This is a genomic window from Colwellia sp. PAMC 20917 (genome assembly GCF_001767295.1).
GTDB lineage: Bacteria > Pseudomonadota > Gammaproteobacteria > Enterobacterales > Alteromonadaceae > Colwellia_A.
Genome location: NZ_CP014944.1, coordinates 3,823,725 through 3,838,720, shown reverse-complemented (window position 1 = coordinate 3,838,720; position 14,996 = coordinate 3,823,725). Strand labels below are relative to the sequence as shown.

The following is a 14,996-nucleotide window of genomic DNA, read 5'->3' as shown; positions in this document are numbered from 1 at the left end:
AGAGCCATAATATATGTGTCAACATTATCAAGCAGAGGCTAGCATGATAAAACATAACATACTTTTCATTGGCTTAGATACCCATAAAACATTTACTGAAGTCGCTTATATTGAAGACCAACGTGGCGCTAAATCAACTCATCTAGGTAAAATACTCAGTAATAAAGCCGCCTTTAAAAAACTTGCACGACAATTACAATCAAAATATCCAGATGCCACACTTCATTTTGTTTACGAAGCAGGTCCTTGTGGCTATTGGATTTACCGCTTTCTCACCAGCCTTAATCATTGTTGCTATGTCATCGCACCTTCTCTTATCCCTAAAAAACCAGGAGATAAAATCAAAACCGATAAACGTGATGCGCTCAAACTTGCAAAGCTGCTCAAGTCTGAAGACTTAACATCTATCTATGTCCCTGAGCCCGAAGATGAAGCCGTACGGGACTTATCTCGGGCACGAGAAACAGGCATGAAAGACTTAAAGGATGCTAAATATCAACTTAAAGCATTGTTATTACGTAACAACATTAACAGCAAAATAAAAGATAACTGGTCATTACAACATTTGCGTTGGCTCGCTGAATTAGTATTACCTCATCCTTGTCAGCAAATTGTTTTGCAAGAAGCGGTTTTAACCATTAATGAACGACTAAAACGCTTAAAAAGGCTGGATAATGAATTAACACATCAAGTGAAAAACTGGCGGTTTTATCCTGTAGTTAAAGCGATACAGGCGCTCCGTGGTGTGAGGTTATTAGTCGCCACAGGAGTGATTGCCGAACTAGGTGACTTATCACGGTTCGACCATCCCAGAAAATTAATGAGTTACCTTGGTCTTGTACCAAGCGAACATTCAAGTGGCGATAAACGCCATTTAGGTGCTATTACCAAATGCGGTAACAGCCGTGCAAGACGACTACTGGTCGAAGGTGCACATTCGTATAAACACAACGCCAATATTTCAAAAGAAATGCAATTAAGACAAGAAGGGTTAAGCAAAGAAATTATTGATATGGCTTGGCAAGCTCAACTGAGGTTGTGCCGCCGCTATCAACGACTCATGCATAAAGGCAAACATCGTAATGTGGTCGTTACGGCCATCGCCAGAGAAATGATCGCTTATATTTGGGCTATTTCTCGAGAGGTAGTGCTACCAAAAATTGATGTGAAGCTAAGAATATCGAGAGTACCTGCATGAATAAAAGTTTTGAGTTAGCGCATGGGATCAAGCATCGGGTGTGGCACAATCACCGACGGCGTTAGGACGGCAATAGCCTAACGGCTATTGAACCGCGAACATAGACTGAAGACAGGTGCCACGACGAAATGAGTAAGGTAGGCGCTGCTAGCAAACAAGTTAGTAATCCACGAATATCAGCATGATAACCGACGAAATTACTTGCTTCATTCTATGCGTTAACTCACTTAATACTAAAAGTGAATACAATGGTTCTGAAATTAATGAACAAGGATCAGTGTATTTAACTTGACGTGGGGAGTCATACCAACGCCACGTTAAGCGGCAAATAATTGTTGACTAAAATAAGCGACGAAAGAGCAAATAGCCAACTTTTTTTACCTTGCTTGAATGGCTTATATGCGTCTTGCCTATTTAGTGTTCAGAACTAGAGCTACTTCCCTTGCTCTTTTTATTTAAAATCTGGGATATTTTTTCTTTTTCCCATTCTTCACCAAAGGGTTGAAATACCTGGAAAGCAAGGCCAGCAATAAGCGCACCAAAAGATAAGAATACAACAATCAATGGACCTAAATTTTCTCCATCATTGTAGTTAGGCAACATAAAGAGGAGAAAGATTGCAATTAAAAGTGCAGAGAATGTATAAAAATATTTTATAGATTTAACCTTCTCTTTTGCTTTATTTTGCTGAGAATGATCTTTAATCATATTGGCATCCCCTTCTGTTTGGAGGTTTTTTTCATGATCTATAGCACATATAAGCTCATCAGTTGAGATTTCAAAAACCGCAGCCAAAGACTTCAAAGTTTCAATTCCAATGCTCTCTCCTTTTTCTACTCTTTGAATTGTGCGAACATTTAAATCGCTTAGTTGCGCCAATTGTTCTTGAGACCAGCATTTTTCGAGTCTTAATGATTTCACAGGTAACTCCATTTATTGTTGAATGCTGATGCACTATACACCAAGGGCATCCTGTCGGTAATGACAAACAGACGACAAATAGCCGACAGACATAAATTTACGCTTGGCACCAACGCCTCATCAAGAGGAAATTTATAGCGGGCTAAAATAACGACGATGGAGCAAAAGCCAACTGGATTTTCTCCGTGTGAATGCCTTATATACTATTTTTACTATGATACAGAAGCGTTTACAACTTCCAACGTTCCATTGCGCTGAACTATGTGAACGAAAGCTAGGAACTCATCATCTGATTTTGAATACCATTGCTTCCAAAAAACCCTTACGTCACTTTTTTTTCTAATGACACCAACCAACTCTCGTTTTGTAAAAAAACCAAGAGTTTCTTGATATGCTTTGCACTGTTTTTCAAGCTCATCTTTAGTGACGATACTTTTCATATTGTCACTAAAATCTCGCACATGCTTTTCATGGTCAATTTGAGTCGAAGCATCCATAAGGTTATCCATTATAGGATTAACTATTTCTAATATTTCGTCATTTGAAAGCTGCAACCAATTCATAAATACTCCTAAATAGCTAACGCTCCACTAAGAAGCTTTTAATTGTTGGCTAAAATAGTTATACACAAACGACAGCCAACTTTTTTGTCCGTTTGAATACCTTGCTATGTGTCATTTTTAATCGACTTTATCTGCTTTCTTTCGGCCTCAGTTAATACATTATACCAGCGAGGATAGGACCAACCATAACCCCATCTAAATGACGTAGGAAAATATGGGCTTCCTCCCACTCGCACACCCGCTAACATTAGCTTAGCAATTTGAGGCTCCCCAGTTTTTGAAACACACTGATGAAGTTCTTTATCTGCAACCAGCCTCTCTTCATAAGTTCCACCTTGCCAATAAGCATAATCGTGAGCAGTACAGCAAGATAACCATAGCTCTTTATGATCAAATGTACCGTCAGGGAAAGAACTGCAACCATCTGATGTGAAAGGTTTAATATTTTCAGCGTTCACTGTAACTGAAAAAAGTAGAAGGATAAAAACAAAAACTATACGCATACACTTTCCATGACTGACAACGCCTCATTAAGAGGAGATTTATTGTTGGTTAAAATAACGTCGAAGGAGCAAAAACCAACTGTATTTTGTCCTTGTTTAATTTCTTGTCAGGCATTTTTACACCTATATTTTTGTTGCATATACTGTACGGATAACTTGGCTATTTTTTCAAGAACATCCAGTTTGATATCGGATAGTTTATTAATGTACAAACAAGATTTGCCAAGTTTATGTTTACCTAGTTCCTGTAATAAGCCTTCAATTTTGTCAAAACCAGGCATTATGTAAACCACTAAGTTTTGTTTTCTAGGAGAGAACGAGATTACTGCGGAATCTCCTTCACGACCGCTATCGTATTTATAGTGATATTTACCGAAGCCAATTATGCTGCCACTTAAATAAGGCTTATATCCAGAGACTCTTTCCAAAAAAGGTAACAAGGCAAATGAATCCGATTTTCTGGTCTCATTTTCAATGCGCGATATAAAATTGGTAATTTCTTCCATTTCACTGCTCCATAATTATCGAAATGTCTCACCCATTAAGAGGCTTTAATTGTTGGTTATATTGTGAAGTGAAGCCAAGCTTAACCTAACCAACGGTTAAAAGATCTGCTTGAATGGCTTTTTATACGTATTTACCACCATATTTCAAAGCTATACTGGGATCTTTAATAGATCCATCAAGTATCAATTGAGCAACTATTGAATTAAAATAAAATCTACATATCGAAGAGTTCCATCAGGATTGCTAAGTGTATAACCGCTTGAAGTGCTTCCATCTATGCTTGGAAAATCCAAGAAAATATGATTTGCTTCACTGTCATTCGTCAGAACATAAGAGATATAACAACCAGATGAATTACACCTGAAATATTGACTGCCACTCTGAACACTATCTATATAATTTTCAAAGAGTAGATTGATTTTAGACTCGAACTCAATATCCTGTTCCCTTACATCGTTACTGCTAAGCATATCTATGATGTCGGTTATTTCTTTTTCATTTTTCCCATTCTTTACTAAATTAACAATATCATCATCTAAATACAACGAAAGCTCATATTCAAAAACGTTTTCTTGATATTTACTATATGTACTATGAGTTACTTCACTAACTTGATTATCATCAGTCTCTATCTTTTCGATATTAGTCTTAATATCATTGTTGATTGAACTGGAAGAATTACTTGATGATATGTTTCTGGCAAGCCCCTTCTCTTGTATCTTCTTGCTAGATGACAAGTTATCAGCAAATTTTGTATTTATAGCCTCATCATTCAGTTTTACTTCAGGTGCGAAACTTAAAGTACCTTCCTGTCGGTATTGATAAATATTTAGAGATACCGAGCAACAAAATAGTAGGCTTAATATTTTACTCGAAGAATTCACACACAATTTCCCTATACGTTTAACGCCCTATTAAGAGGCTTTTAATTATTGGCTATAATGAGAAGCGAAACCGAGAAAACTGTTAGCAGTCACGCTTTAAATCCTTGTTGAACGAAGCCGCTCTGCGGCAGAGTAGCTTTGTAACTACCTTCCATACTCAATAATAGCATTGTCACTTCGATGATGCGTTATTGGAGTATAACCCCATGAATCAATTACAAGATCAACACTATAATTTTCTTTATGAACAACATCTTATCAACTTAAGACTACAAGGTAAACGTCCTTCAACCATTGATGCTTATGCCCGTGCAGTGCGTCGTATTACCGCCTTTTTTGATAAAACACCTGATACGTTAACCATGGCTGACTTAAAGCAATATTTCAACAGCCTCATTCAAACCCATTCTTGGAGCACTATTAAACTTGACCGTAACGGTTTGCAATTTTTTTACCGCTATACGCTCAATAAACAATGGGAGTGGCTTTCTATCGTCAAACCGCCGCAAGTAAAGCGCATCCCTGATATTTTAACGGTCAAGCAAGTCAGTGATGTGATTAATCAAACCAAGCAACTTCGCTATCAAGTGTTTTTTATGTCACTTTATTCTATGGGGTTACGCTTAAGTGAAGGACTTAACTTAACCATACATGATATTGATAAATCGACAATGCTAGTGCATGTTCGTGAGGGCAAAGGAGGGAAAGACCGTATGGTGCCTATGCCTGAGCACACCCTATTAGCCTTGAGGAATTATTGGACAACACATCGCCACGCGCTCTTGATTTTCCCAGGCCTTCATGTAAATGCGAAAACACACATGGATAAAGGCGGTGTTCAAAAATCCTTAAAAAAAGTACTGCGTGATTGTCGTATTCAAAAGCTCATTAGCCCACATTCACTTCGTCATTGTTTTGCGACTCACCTACTTGAACAAGGGCTTGATTTGCGTTCTTTGCAGCAATTGCTTGGACACGCCAGTCTCAACACCACCGCACGCTACACTCAACTCACCAAAGTTAAACAACGTGATATGTCACGCGCCGTAAATAAATTAACAGATAAGCTCAACATTACATGGTCTGTAAAATGAGTACCTTTATCGATTTACTTCGTCAACATCATCAAGCCCTTGAAACTCAGTATAGCGTTAAATTAACACCTGATATGCGTCACGCGATTTTTGCCATGCTTTCATGTAAAACTGCCCAGCAAGGAAAATCCTTATGGGCTTGTTCATCTTGTGAGCATCATGATAGCCAAGCGCTTTCTTGTGGTAATAGACATTGCCCACAATGTCAGCAAAGTACAACGTCAACGTGGCTTGAAAGACAAAAGCAAAAACGTTTACCTGTTGAGTATTTCATGACAACGTTTACGTTGCCCTATGAATTGAGAGCATTAGCTCGAAGACGACCTAAGGCCCTCTATCAAATCATGTTTAGTGTCAGTGCCTCGATTTTAAAAGACTTTGCACAGTACAATAACTTAGGAAAAATTGGCTTTACTTCCGTCCTTCATACACATAATCGAAAACGTGACCTGCATCCTCATATACATATTATAGTGCCCAATGGCGGTTATGATGCAAAACGTAAACAGTGGAAGAAAGGCAAGTCGGGTTATTTGTTTAATGCTAAGACTCTCGCTAAGGTATGGCGAGCTCGAATATTTGAGGCAATTAACCAACATCACGATTTGTCACTGAAAAACATTAAAATCATGCCCAAGAAATGGGTCGTAGATTGTAGAAAGGTTGGCTATGGTCTGCCTGCTTTAAAGTATCTTTCAAGATACCTTTATCGCGGTGTGTTAGCGGATAAAGATATTATTCATCATGATAAAGACAATGTGACGTTTCGCTATATAGATAGCACCACTAAAAAAACAGACACTCACACATTGCCCACATTGAAGTTCCTATTACTTATCTTACGCCATGTATTACCTAAGGGATTACAGCGCGTGAGAGATTATGGGTTGTTATCCTCTGGCGCACGAAAGCTACGGCTATTGATACAGCTGTTACTTACCGAATTCACTCATGTTTTACCGCCGAGCATTACGCCAATAAAGCCCAAAGCAACACGGGTTTGTCCGTGCTGTAAGCATCATATGTTATGTACGGGCGTCATTAGGGCTGGCTAATAAAATAAGAAAATAAGGATAATGGTTTTCGATGTAGAACAAGAGGAACGATTAAAATCTATGAATAAGTAGCCAAATTAACGAAAAAAAACACTCGTTTTTTGTTCTTTGGTTCAGTGCGCCTGGTATTTACATACCAGGCTAACCCACCTTGAAAATCAATCACGCTATTTACTATATAAAGCAGGCTCCGGGCTTGTCCAACACCCGAATAAGGTGTCGGCTGCGCGACACCTATTCTTATTTGTTATGTGACGCCTTCATTTTAAAACCGTATGATTCAAAACCAACTTTTTCAAAAAACTTTTGACCTCTATCATTAAATGACCAAACATCTAATTCAATATCATCGATATCTAGTCTACAGCATTCATTTTTTACATATGATATCAACTCATATCCAATACCAGCCTCTCGCTGATGTATATCAACTCCAATTCTCTGAAGGTAGCAATATTGTCGAGCACGTAGAATTTTTGTTTGCTCTGTAGTAACGAGATTGTACACCGCGTAGCCAACTACGCAGCCATCTATTTCTGCGACGATAAACCCCGGCGAATTTAGCCTTTCAAGTAATTCTAACTTGGCATCCTTTAAAAATATGGGTAAGTATCGCATTGGGCATGCGGCCACGTGAGCTTTTTGTGTTTCAACAACCAACCCAGCAATAATGGATAAGTCATCTTCATTGGCATTTCTAATCAACACTTAGCTTAATCTCCATAATCAAGGGGCAAATTGTAGTTGGCTAAAGCGAAACGGAACTAGCCAACTTATGTTTATTCTCGATTAAAATTTATATTGTACAATTGCCATATATTGCTTTTGCCTATGTTCCGCTGCTCGACTTTCCCATAACGTTCTATTTTCATTGTTCGAGGTTGAGTCGATAAATTCAGCGCCTACATTCCAATTTTTATCCAGTTGATATCGCCATGCCAACGTAAGGCTATCACCATCGCTGTCATTAGGGTCTTGTCTGTTCTGATCAGTTTCTTTTACTTTGAATTGGTCATGACGTAGTGAAAATCTATGTGATCCTAATTTATAATTAAACATCACATACCATGAAGAAATATCAGTAAACACACCTATTTCTTGATTGCCCATACCGGTATCACCAGCTAAATACTGAGCTAACAGCCTAAAGTTACTTGTAAATTTATGTTGCATGGCAACGGAATAATATTGGGTTTTCCAGGCATATTGACGATTTTTTTCAATGGCATTTGGATCACCTCTATTATCGTAGTAATAAACTCTCACGTCAGTTTGTTTTAGATAACGCCAATGCCCTCCAACGTAATATCCCCATTTACTATCTGTTTCAATAAAAGGCTCAACAAAATTAGGCGTATTAATAGGGATGTCTTGCTGGGAAAAGTAATCAGAAAAGACAACGGCTTCATTATAAAAAGTTTGCCTATTATGCTGTGCCCAACCACGCCAAACAAGCAAGCTGCCTAAGCCATCATTCGCTTTAAATATAGAGGCTAATGCGGTAAAGCTATGAGGGCTATTATGCTTTCTTCCACTTCGAGTGATTGACCACTGAACACCTAGCGTTCTTTGCTCTTCAGCAATCCAAGAATTGATCGCTGAAAAACTATAAGTATAAGGACTTGTCCATCCGGTTGCTGTATTTTCGAGTGACATTTGAGGATAAAACATGCCAAATTTAACTTGATGTTTTAAGCCTGGATTTAATGGCGAATAAGTAAAGTAAGCTTCTGTTAAGCCTATGTTTTTTTCACCATCAGGATTGTAATTGGCAACAAGATCAAAATTAACATTAGAAATTAAGTCGCCACTTATTTCTATCGCCGCTTGTGTTAGCATTAGTTTATCGTCGTCGTTATACCGTAATATACCCACGCCTTCTTCCTGCCAGCTATTTAACCAAGGCTGACGATAATCGGCTTTAATATATCCTGCTTCAATCAACCCTTTAACCGTTATTTGTGCGGCATTAACTGAAGAACTCAATAGAATAAAGGTGGCTAGTAGTATTTTATTTGTTGTGCTAATCATTATTTTCCTCGTAATTGAGTAACCAAGGTAAAAACTCATCACCATGAATCGCCTTACTAATAAAGTAACCTTGTGCTGTTTCAACACCAATTTTATTCAACATCTCAAGACTTTCTTTATTTTCAACGCCTTCAGCCACAACACTCAATCCTAAGTTGTGCGCTTAATAACGAACTAAGGTCATTGTCTGCATGGCTGACCAATTTTTTTAAAGCAAAGTCTTTAATCATAGGCGAAATACCACGGTAAAGCGCCTTACTATGATTAACTAATTTATCAGTGAAAACTAAATGTTCGATAGTAAATTGTTTATTAATTTGGTTTTCAGAGTGCCGATAGGTTTGCTGCAGCGTAACAAACAAAATAATCGTTATCGTTAACATCAATAAAAATATAAATCGTACTAAAATACGATTTTGTAATGATTTAAAAATTAATAGTCATCTAACTCATCGTCATCTTCATAAGCTGCATATCTAGGCTTTATCGCCTCTTTTACTTTAATGGTGATATTCGTATGACTAGAAACCGTTATTTTTTGAGTAAAAGATTGATCAACTTTTTGGAGTAAAGGATGCCATATTTTCAGTGTATATTTTCCATCTGGGAGTGCTAAATTAATATTACCCTCACCATCAGTTTTGCCAAACCAAGGGGTATCAACAACATAAACATAACCAACCATCCAGTCATGTATGTTACAGCCTAGGATCACTTCTCCAACTTTATCAAACAAACGAGGGTCTAACTTCTTCTCACGGTATAGTTGTATTTCAAAAGTTTTCGCTGGTGAAAAGGAATAAACATGATGTTTTATTCTGTCTGAATTGGGAAAATCAATATTAGTATTTTTATTAACAACTAGAATATGAGGGGAAAATTGTCGATTTACTTGATCCATAATAGCAGTATAAGGAACCGACAAAGTACTCTCTGCCACAGCAGTTTTTATTTCTGGCTCAGCGAAAACGACTATATTAGACAGTGGTTTTTTATCGACATCAACAACTAGAATGTTTGTATTGCTTGCTTGACTAGCAAAGGAACTAAGAATCATAAAAACAGAAATTATTTTGTAATTAAAAATTCTTACCATAATGTCACTTTCCACGCTTATTATTAAATATCACTATATTACAAAATTAACACAGTTCACTGATTTATTCCTATATTTTACCTAAACAATTGGCCATTCAGACCAAAAAAAAAAGCATTTTAGACTGAATACTAAAACATATTATTATAATTTAAAAATGTTATTCACTTAACAATACTAAAGACAAAATAATTGCGTTCAAGCCCTTAGTCATTTTTTCCTTTTAGATCTTTACAAAGGCGCTAACCGCTATTTTTATTAGTAGTAGCCAATCCTTTATTCCCCCCATATAGCTCCTAAAAAAACTTTATAAGCTTGGGAGCTTCGTCTTTAAAGTCACAACCAAAGGACAAAAATCTAACTATCTTTAATAACTTAACAAAATAAAAAAATCATAATGTAATAAACAAATTAATAGCTACACTTATATAAACGGATGAAATTAATAAATAACGCTTTGAGGAATAAATTAATGATGAGATATAAAGCAGCGGGCATCGCCTCAATAATATTACTATTAATAACACAATCGTACTCACCCAAGGTCATGGCCTATAATATGGCTCAAAACATTTGTGAGTATGTCGCGGCTGACGATAAGAGGAGGTTCCGCTCTTTATTAAAAGCACAACGTATTAAAATACGCTCTATTTTTGATGAAATAACCTGTAACGGTAAAAATATATTATTTTTTGCTGCAGCAAGCAACGCTAATGATGTCGGTGAAATGATTATTAAAAAATTGCCAAGAAAAGTATTAGGTGAATTAGTTGATGAATTAATAATTGCCTCGCCAACCTTAGGCACTATAGCTAAAGAAAGAGCCGGTTAAGTAATATTAACTATAAGCCATAAAGAATCACTGAGACTCGTTTACCTTAAAGCCCTAAGTTAGCATTAACGACCTTAGGGTAAATGATTGTTAGCGCCTAATAGCCGCCAAGCGCTAATACAAAGCAAGCCATAAAAATACTACTTTAAAATCAATAAATTAAAGAAGGTAGTAAATATTTTAGTGATGAAAAAAATCAAATTTTGGCTAAAATCATGCTAATCATTTGAAATTTAGTGGTGTTTTCTAAAAAAATTGATGACAGCCTGATTGAATAATTCTGGTTGCTCCCACTGTACAGCATGTCCCGCTTCTGCAACCACAAGAGTCTGGCTGTTAGGTATTTCGCGTGCTGCTGCCCTCATCATTGAAGGGGGTTGATATAAGTCAGCTCCACCTGCAATAAAAAAAGTAGGAATATTACCCGCTCTCATTTTCTCCCACGTAATATTACTTTTAGCCTTTTGACCATGCCTTTGGCCATTCCCCCTCGACTTTTCTTCCATATCAAGCCACTGACTAACGCCTTTTGGGTTTGCCCAACGATATGAAGCACCCAGCTCTTTAAATTCAGGTGGTAAACCCGCAAAGCTCTTAGGGAGAATAAAATCCAAGCGTTCGTCAATATTTTTGTCCCATAAGCCAAAAAGGCTACAAACGATAACCATGCTAAGCAGTTTTTCAGGATATGACACCGCATAATCTGACACCGCAAAACCGCCTGCGGCGAGACCAAGAATATGAAATTTGTTGATATTTAAATGAGAAATCAACGCATTAAGGTCATCAGCATAGTTACCTGTATCAGCGGCTGAACCGGCTGGAGAACCATAATAACCACGCCGAGAGTATGCAATAACTCTAAAGCCCGCAGCAGAAAGAACAGGCTGCTGATAAGGCCACGTTAACGCACTTCCTCTACCGGGATGAGACAACACTACTGCAGGGCCTTCTCCACCAGTGTCCCAATAGTAAAGTCCTGCGCCACCAGATAAGGGCAATACACCTTCAGTAGCTTGGGCTTGTTTAGGACTTGGTAAGTAACTTAAATCCTTGGTATCTGACCGTTCACAAGTATCTTGTGCGCTTGCTTGAACACGATTGCTGACCATAGTGCTTGATACCGCTAAAGTAGTGATCGCTGTCGCTTTTTTCAGAAGTATCCTTCGACCCGTACTGATTTGCTCTACAACTTTTTTCAATTTATCTTCCTTAATTAAAAAGCCTGATTAATAACTTTAACTATAAACCATTGATTAGCTAATCATATACGGTGGGTACTTGCCTGTAATGACTATATTGTAACCATATATTATTTCATGCTCACATTGTTAATATCAATATTTCACATTGTGATTTCAGTAAGACTTAAGGATTACGAGAAGATATTTACGCGATCAAAAAAATTATTGTCTACTAATAAAAATGGCTATCAAATTACCTTGATAGCCATTTTTTATTCATTAGCAACAGATATTAACTAATCAAAATCCCATTTAAAGGAAACATCAAAAGCAATGCCTTTCGTTTCACTACGAAATAAAGTATCAGAAAACTCTATTTCTTTACTTTCATCAAGTAGGTTTTGTACTTTGAATTTTAACGTTGTTGAATAGGTAGGATAGTAGGTATATACCATATCAAGTGAATGAAAAGGTTGCTCATACTTGTCGTCTTGCCCTTCAATACCTGGAATAATAATACGTTCACCAAAGACATTATAAGCCATTGTCACCGAGTGATTACCATTTGGCGCATCATAACCTAAATTGAGATTAACCACATATTGCGAGTGCCCAGTCATTCTACGCGTCGGATTAGTAATCGCGGCAGAAACCCCAGTTTGCTCAACAACGCGTTGCGTGTTGATGTTTATTTCAGAGTCACTTAAGGTTACGTTACCTGATAAGAAAAAGTCGTTACCATTCATACCAGCAAAATCACCCAAAAAGGCAAAATCTTTCATAAACTCTAGCTCAATACCATAAACTTCGCCGTCGTCTGCATTAGCAATAACGATAAGCGGAGGGCCATCTTGGCCTGGTGATTGTACTGATTCAATCGGATTTATCATATCTTTGTAGAATAACCCTACTGACAAGTTTTCTCCCGTATCTAAGTACCATTCCCAACGTAGATCGTAGTTTTTAATATCCGTGGTTTCTATACCAGCAGTACCTCGAATAGGATACCCGGTTAGCGGGTCAAGGTAAGTTGATGGCGCAACCTCGCGAATATCTGGGCGTATTGTGGTTTCACCATAAGATAAACGAAACTGAACAGCTTCACTCATCATGTAAGTAAGCGCTAACGCCGAGTATATATCATCTTCTTGAAAGGCTAATTTAGATAAATCTTCTTCTGTTGGTTGTGGTGGTAAATCAAAGCGACCGGTTGCGGGATCTAAAGGCGCGACGACTTGGCGGTAATCTTCCCAGCGAAAACCGCCACTGATACGCCAAGTATTGTCAATAAACCAATCTGCCTCAAAGTAGTAAGCATCGGTCATTTGTGCTGAATAATAGTCATCGCCCATTACAGAGGTGTCACGTATAACCGTTTCACTGCCTTGTAATGGCTGATTGAGAATAATATCGTCTGTTAAAATATCATTCATTTTATTACCACTAAGACTCAGTTCTTCAAAGGCTAAGGTATTAACATCGATACGTCTGGAAAAAGCGTCACGGGTTTTTTCAATAAAGTCACCACCGAACTTAAGCTCTACCTCTGATTGCGAAAAAGTTATGGGTAAAGATAGATTAAAACCGCTGTTTTCTACTTTATCTTCCAAGTCCTGAAAAGAATAACGGGTAGCGGTTGAAGCCTTACGTAAACTACTTTCGTTAGAAAGATCAAAAGTACCATCTTCGTTTTCGTCACTGAGTATGTAGCGCGTAGAAACATTACCCGGTGCGTAACGACTTGAACGAGCATCTGAATATTTCCAATCAAAACCTATGTTCCACAACCATGGCAGATTGTGAGTACCACGAACCTGATTAGCGATCATTTCGCGCTCTTCGTAGCTAACGTCACTGTCTCGAATGCGCAAACCATCACTGAGTAATACATTGTTAGTATTACCCAGTTTGTCTTTTATTTCGTCGGCGGTATCACGTAGCACAATGAAACTGTAATCAAGGCGATGATCTCGGTCATACTCTACACCTAAGTTCAGCAGACCAGACCATTTTACTGAATGTTCAGTTGAGGTAACTTGGTCAAAACCTCGTACTAAACTCCATGAATCATCGGTGTTATTACGAAAATCTTGACCTTCGTATAATTCACTTACTTGCCATTCATTGTCATAAGATAAAGAGGTTAAATATCCCCAGCGATATTTACCCAGTTCAAATTTATCACCGAGCGCAATATCAAGGCCAAAATCTGGGGCGATATTTTCTTTAACTGGATCGTAATCACGATTAAGCTGCGCGGTTATTGCACGGTTTTCATCTTGACTAATATTTTTTAATGGACTGTAATTTTTCCATAATTTTTGTAATGTTTTGGGTGCTGCGCGAGTTCCATCATCTTGGCCACGCCAATCATCACTGCCACCATTGTAGCTGTAACCATCGTCAAAATTTTCGCTATTGCCACCTAAATTTCCAGAGATATTAAAAAGGAAATCTGTTGGAATACTTTTTAAACGGATATCAACATTACCACCACCAAAATGCGCAGGCATTGAAGGTGAGTAGGATTTTTGTACAGATAAAGACTCGATAATTGACGCTGGAAATAAATCCAGAGGTATAACACTACGTGTCGGATCTGGGCTGGGTACAGCGGCACCGTTTAACTGTGTGCTTGAGTAACGTTCGCCTAAACCACGTACATAAATAAATTTACCATCAACTAATGTCACACCGGTAACACGTCGTAATGCGGCAGCGGCATCGCTGTCGCCGGTGCGTGAAATTTGCTCTGCACCTAAAATGTCGGCGATAAAGGCTTGGTTGCGACGCTCTTCAATAATAGCGCTCGCCGTACCTTTTAATCGACTTACCTTAACAACAACTTCTTCAATAGCTTCATCTTCTGCTGATGTTTGCTCCGCTACTGCTGATGTCGCTGCTAGGCTTGTTATTATCGCTAGTGCTAAGCCACTTAATCGTAAACAATTATTTGGTTTGTTTACCTTGATTTGCTTGGCACTATGCATTAATTTTTTGTTCATCGTTAACCTCGATAGAGTCTCTGTGCTTGCTTTAGATACGCTTTTACTGCTTTGCTAATCGCTTGCATCAGTTAGGTTGATTGAGTATTTATTAGTTATGCTGAAATAAAAAAGCGAACACTG

General features: G+C 37.9%; 14 protein-coding genes and 1 pseudogene. 4 read left to right on the top strand and 11 right to left on the bottom strand.

Annotated elements, in window-relative coordinates; translation table 11 throughout:
• Positions 1–43 precede the first annotated feature (43 nt).
• On the top strand, positions 44–1,198 hold the full coding sequence (locus A3Q34_RS16435; RefSeq protein ID WP_070373630.1) for an IS110 family transposase: 1,155 nt from the start codon (positions 44–46) through the stop codon (positions 1,196–1,198).
• A 414-nt stretch (positions 1,199–1,612) separates the two neighbouring features.
• Here A3Q34_RS16435 and A3Q34_RS16430 read toward each other — a convergent pair whose 3' ends face one another.
• From A3Q34_RS16430 to A3Q34_RS16410, 5 genes are all read right to left on the bottom strand, one after another.
• Positions 1,613–2,119, bottom strand: a complete 507-nt coding sequence (locus tag A3Q34_RS16430; RefSeq protein WP_231907375.1) for an XRE family transcriptional regulator — start codon at positions 2,117–2,119, stop codon at positions 1,613–1,615.
• A gap of 212 nt (positions 2,120–2,331) precedes the next feature.
• Positions 2,332–2,682 carry a hypothetical protein gene (locus A3Q34_RS16425; RefSeq protein WP_070376331.1) on the bottom strand — a complete coding sequence of 117 codons (351 nt, stop codon included), beginning with the start codon at positions 2,680–2,682 and terminating at the stop codon, positions 2,332–2,334.
• Positions 2,683–2,786: 104 nt separating this feature from the next.
• Entirely contained in the window at positions 2,787–3,185 is a 399-nt protein-coding gene (locus tag A3Q34_RS16420; protein WP_070376330.1) for a hypothetical protein, read from the bottom strand.
• A gap of 107 nt (positions 3,186–3,292) precedes the next feature.
• Complete coding sequence (locus A3Q34_RS16415; RefSeq protein ID WP_070376329.1) at positions 3,293–3,691, bottom strand: DUF1801 domain-containing protein; 399 nt, start codon at positions 3,689–3,691, stop codon at positions 3,293–3,295.
• 195 nt (positions 3,692–3,886) lie between these two features.
• Positions 3,887–4,576 (bottom strand): hypothetical protein, encoded by a 690-nt coding sequence (locus A3Q34_RS16410; RefSeq protein ID WP_070376328.1) that lies wholly within the window; start codon positions 4,574–4,576, stop codon positions 3,887–3,889.
• A 206-nt stretch (positions 4,577–4,782) separates the two neighbouring features.
• Here A3Q34_RS16410 and A3Q34_RS16405 point away from each other — a divergent pair, with 206 nt between their 5' ends.
• Positions 4,783–5,670 (top strand): site-specific integrase, encoded by an 888-nt coding sequence (locus tag A3Q34_RS16405; protein WP_070376327.1) that lies wholly within the window; start codon positions 4,783–4,785, stop codon positions 5,668–5,670.
• Positions 5,667–6,725 (top strand): IS91 family transposase, encoded by a 1,059-nt coding sequence (locus A3Q34_RS16400; RefSeq protein WP_070374972.1) that lies wholly within the window; start codon positions 5,667–5,669, stop codon positions 6,723–6,725. The genes A3Q34_RS16405 and A3Q34_RS16400 overlap by 4 nt, the downstream gene beginning before the upstream one ends.
• 240 nt (positions 6,726–6,965) lie before the next feature.
• Here the strand turns inward: A3Q34_RS16400 and A3Q34_RS16395 are convergent, their stop codons facing one another.
• The 4 genes and pseudogenes from A3Q34_RS16395 to A3Q34_RS16380 all read right to left on the bottom strand — a co-directional run bounded on the left by A3Q34_RS16395 (position 6,966) and on the right by A3Q34_RS16380 (position 9,852).
• The gene (locus tag A3Q34_RS16395; RefSeq protein WP_070376326.1) at positions 6,966–7,433 is read right to left on the bottom strand and encodes a GNAT family N-acetyltransferase; all 468 of its coding nucleotides are present in this window, start codon (positions 7,431–7,433) and stop codon (positions 6,966–6,968) included.
• Between the two features lie 81 nt (positions 7,434–7,514).
• Positions 7,515–8,756, bottom strand: a complete 1,242-nt coding sequence (locus A3Q34_RS16390; protein ID WP_070376325.1) for a hypothetical protein — start codon at positions 8,754–8,756, stop codon at positions 7,515–7,517.
• Positions 8,749–8,907, bottom strand: a pseudogene (locus A3Q34_RS20120) (EAL domain-containing protein); the annotation flags it as partial. The pseudogene A3Q34_RS20120 and the gene A3Q34_RS16390, both read right to left, overlap by 8 nt.
• A gap of 282 nt (positions 8,908–9,189) precedes the next feature.
• Positions 9,190–9,852 carry a methylamine utilization protein gene (locus A3Q34_RS16380; RefSeq protein WP_083278064.1) on the bottom strand — a complete coding sequence of 221 codons (663 nt, stop codon included), beginning with the start codon at positions 9,850–9,852 and terminating at the stop codon, positions 9,190–9,192.
• 472 nt (positions 9,853–10,324) lie between these two features.
• Here A3Q34_RS16380 and A3Q34_RS16375 point away from each other — a divergent pair, with 472 nt between their 5' ends.
• Entirely contained in the window at positions 10,325–10,684 is a 360-nt protein-coding gene (locus A3Q34_RS16375) for a DUF3718 domain-containing protein (RefSeq protein WP_182231074.1), read from the top strand.
• A 233-nt stretch (positions 10,685–10,917) separates the two neighbouring features.
• Here A3Q34_RS16375 and A3Q34_RS16370 read toward each other — a convergent pair whose 3' ends face one another.
• A complete protein-coding gene (locus A3Q34_RS16370; protein ID WP_070376322.1) occupies positions 10,918–11,886 on the bottom strand; it encodes an alpha/beta fold hydrolase in 969 nt (322 codons plus the stop codon).
• 278 nt (positions 11,887–12,164) lie between these two features.
• The gene (locus tag A3Q34_RS16365; RefSeq protein ID WP_070377220.1) at positions 12,165–14,858 is read right to left on the bottom strand and encodes a TonB-dependent receptor domain-containing protein; all 2,694 of its coding nucleotides are present in this window, start codon (positions 14,856–14,858) and stop codon (positions 12,165–12,167) included.
• Positions 14,859–14,996: the final 138 nt, after the last annotated feature.

What these genes read in the sequence shown, in the direction of transcription:
- A3Q34_RS16425 (WP_070376331.1), bottom strand. Translation starts at nt 2,682, where the DNA reads ATGAATTGGTTGCAGCTTTCAAATGACGAAATATTAGAAATAGTTAAT.
- A3Q34_RS16390 (WP_070376325.1), bottom strand. Translation starts at nt 8,756, where the DNA reads ATGATTAGCACAACAAATAAAATACTACTAGCCACCTTTATTCTATTG.
- A3Q34_RS16400 (WP_070374972.1), top strand. Translation starts at nt 5,667, where the DNA reads ATGAGTACCTTTATCGATTTACTTCGTCAACATCATCAAGCCCTTGAA.
- A3Q34_RS16420 (WP_070376330.1), bottom strand. Translation starts at nt 3,185, where the DNA reads ATGCGTATAGTTTTTGTTTTTATCCTTCTACTTTTTTCAGTTACAGTG.
- A3Q34_RS16405 (WP_070376327.1), top strand. Translation starts at nt 4,783, where the DNA reads ATGAATCAATTACAAGATCAACACTATAATTTTCTTTATGAACAACAT.
- A3Q34_RS16380 (WP_083278064.1), bottom strand. Translation starts at nt 9,852, where the DNA reads ATGGTAAGAATTTTTAATTACAAAATAATTTCTGTTTTTATGATTCTT.
- A3Q34_RS16375 (WP_182231074.1), top strand. Translation starts at nt 10,325, where the DNA reads ATGATGAGATATAAAGCAGCGGGCATCGCCTCAATAATATTACTATTA.
- A3Q34_RS16365 (WP_070377220.1), bottom strand. Translation starts at nt 14,858, where the DNA reads ATGCATAGTGCCAAGCAAATCAAGGTAAACAAACCAAATAATTGTTTA.
- A3Q34_RS16435 (WP_070373630.1), top strand. Translation starts at nt 44, where the DNA reads ATGATAAAACATAACATACTTTTCATTGGCTTAGATACCCATAAAACA.
- A3Q34_RS16415 (WP_070376329.1), bottom strand. Translation starts at nt 3,691, where the DNA reads ATGGAAGAAATTACCAATTTTATATCGCGCATTGAAAATGAGACCAGA.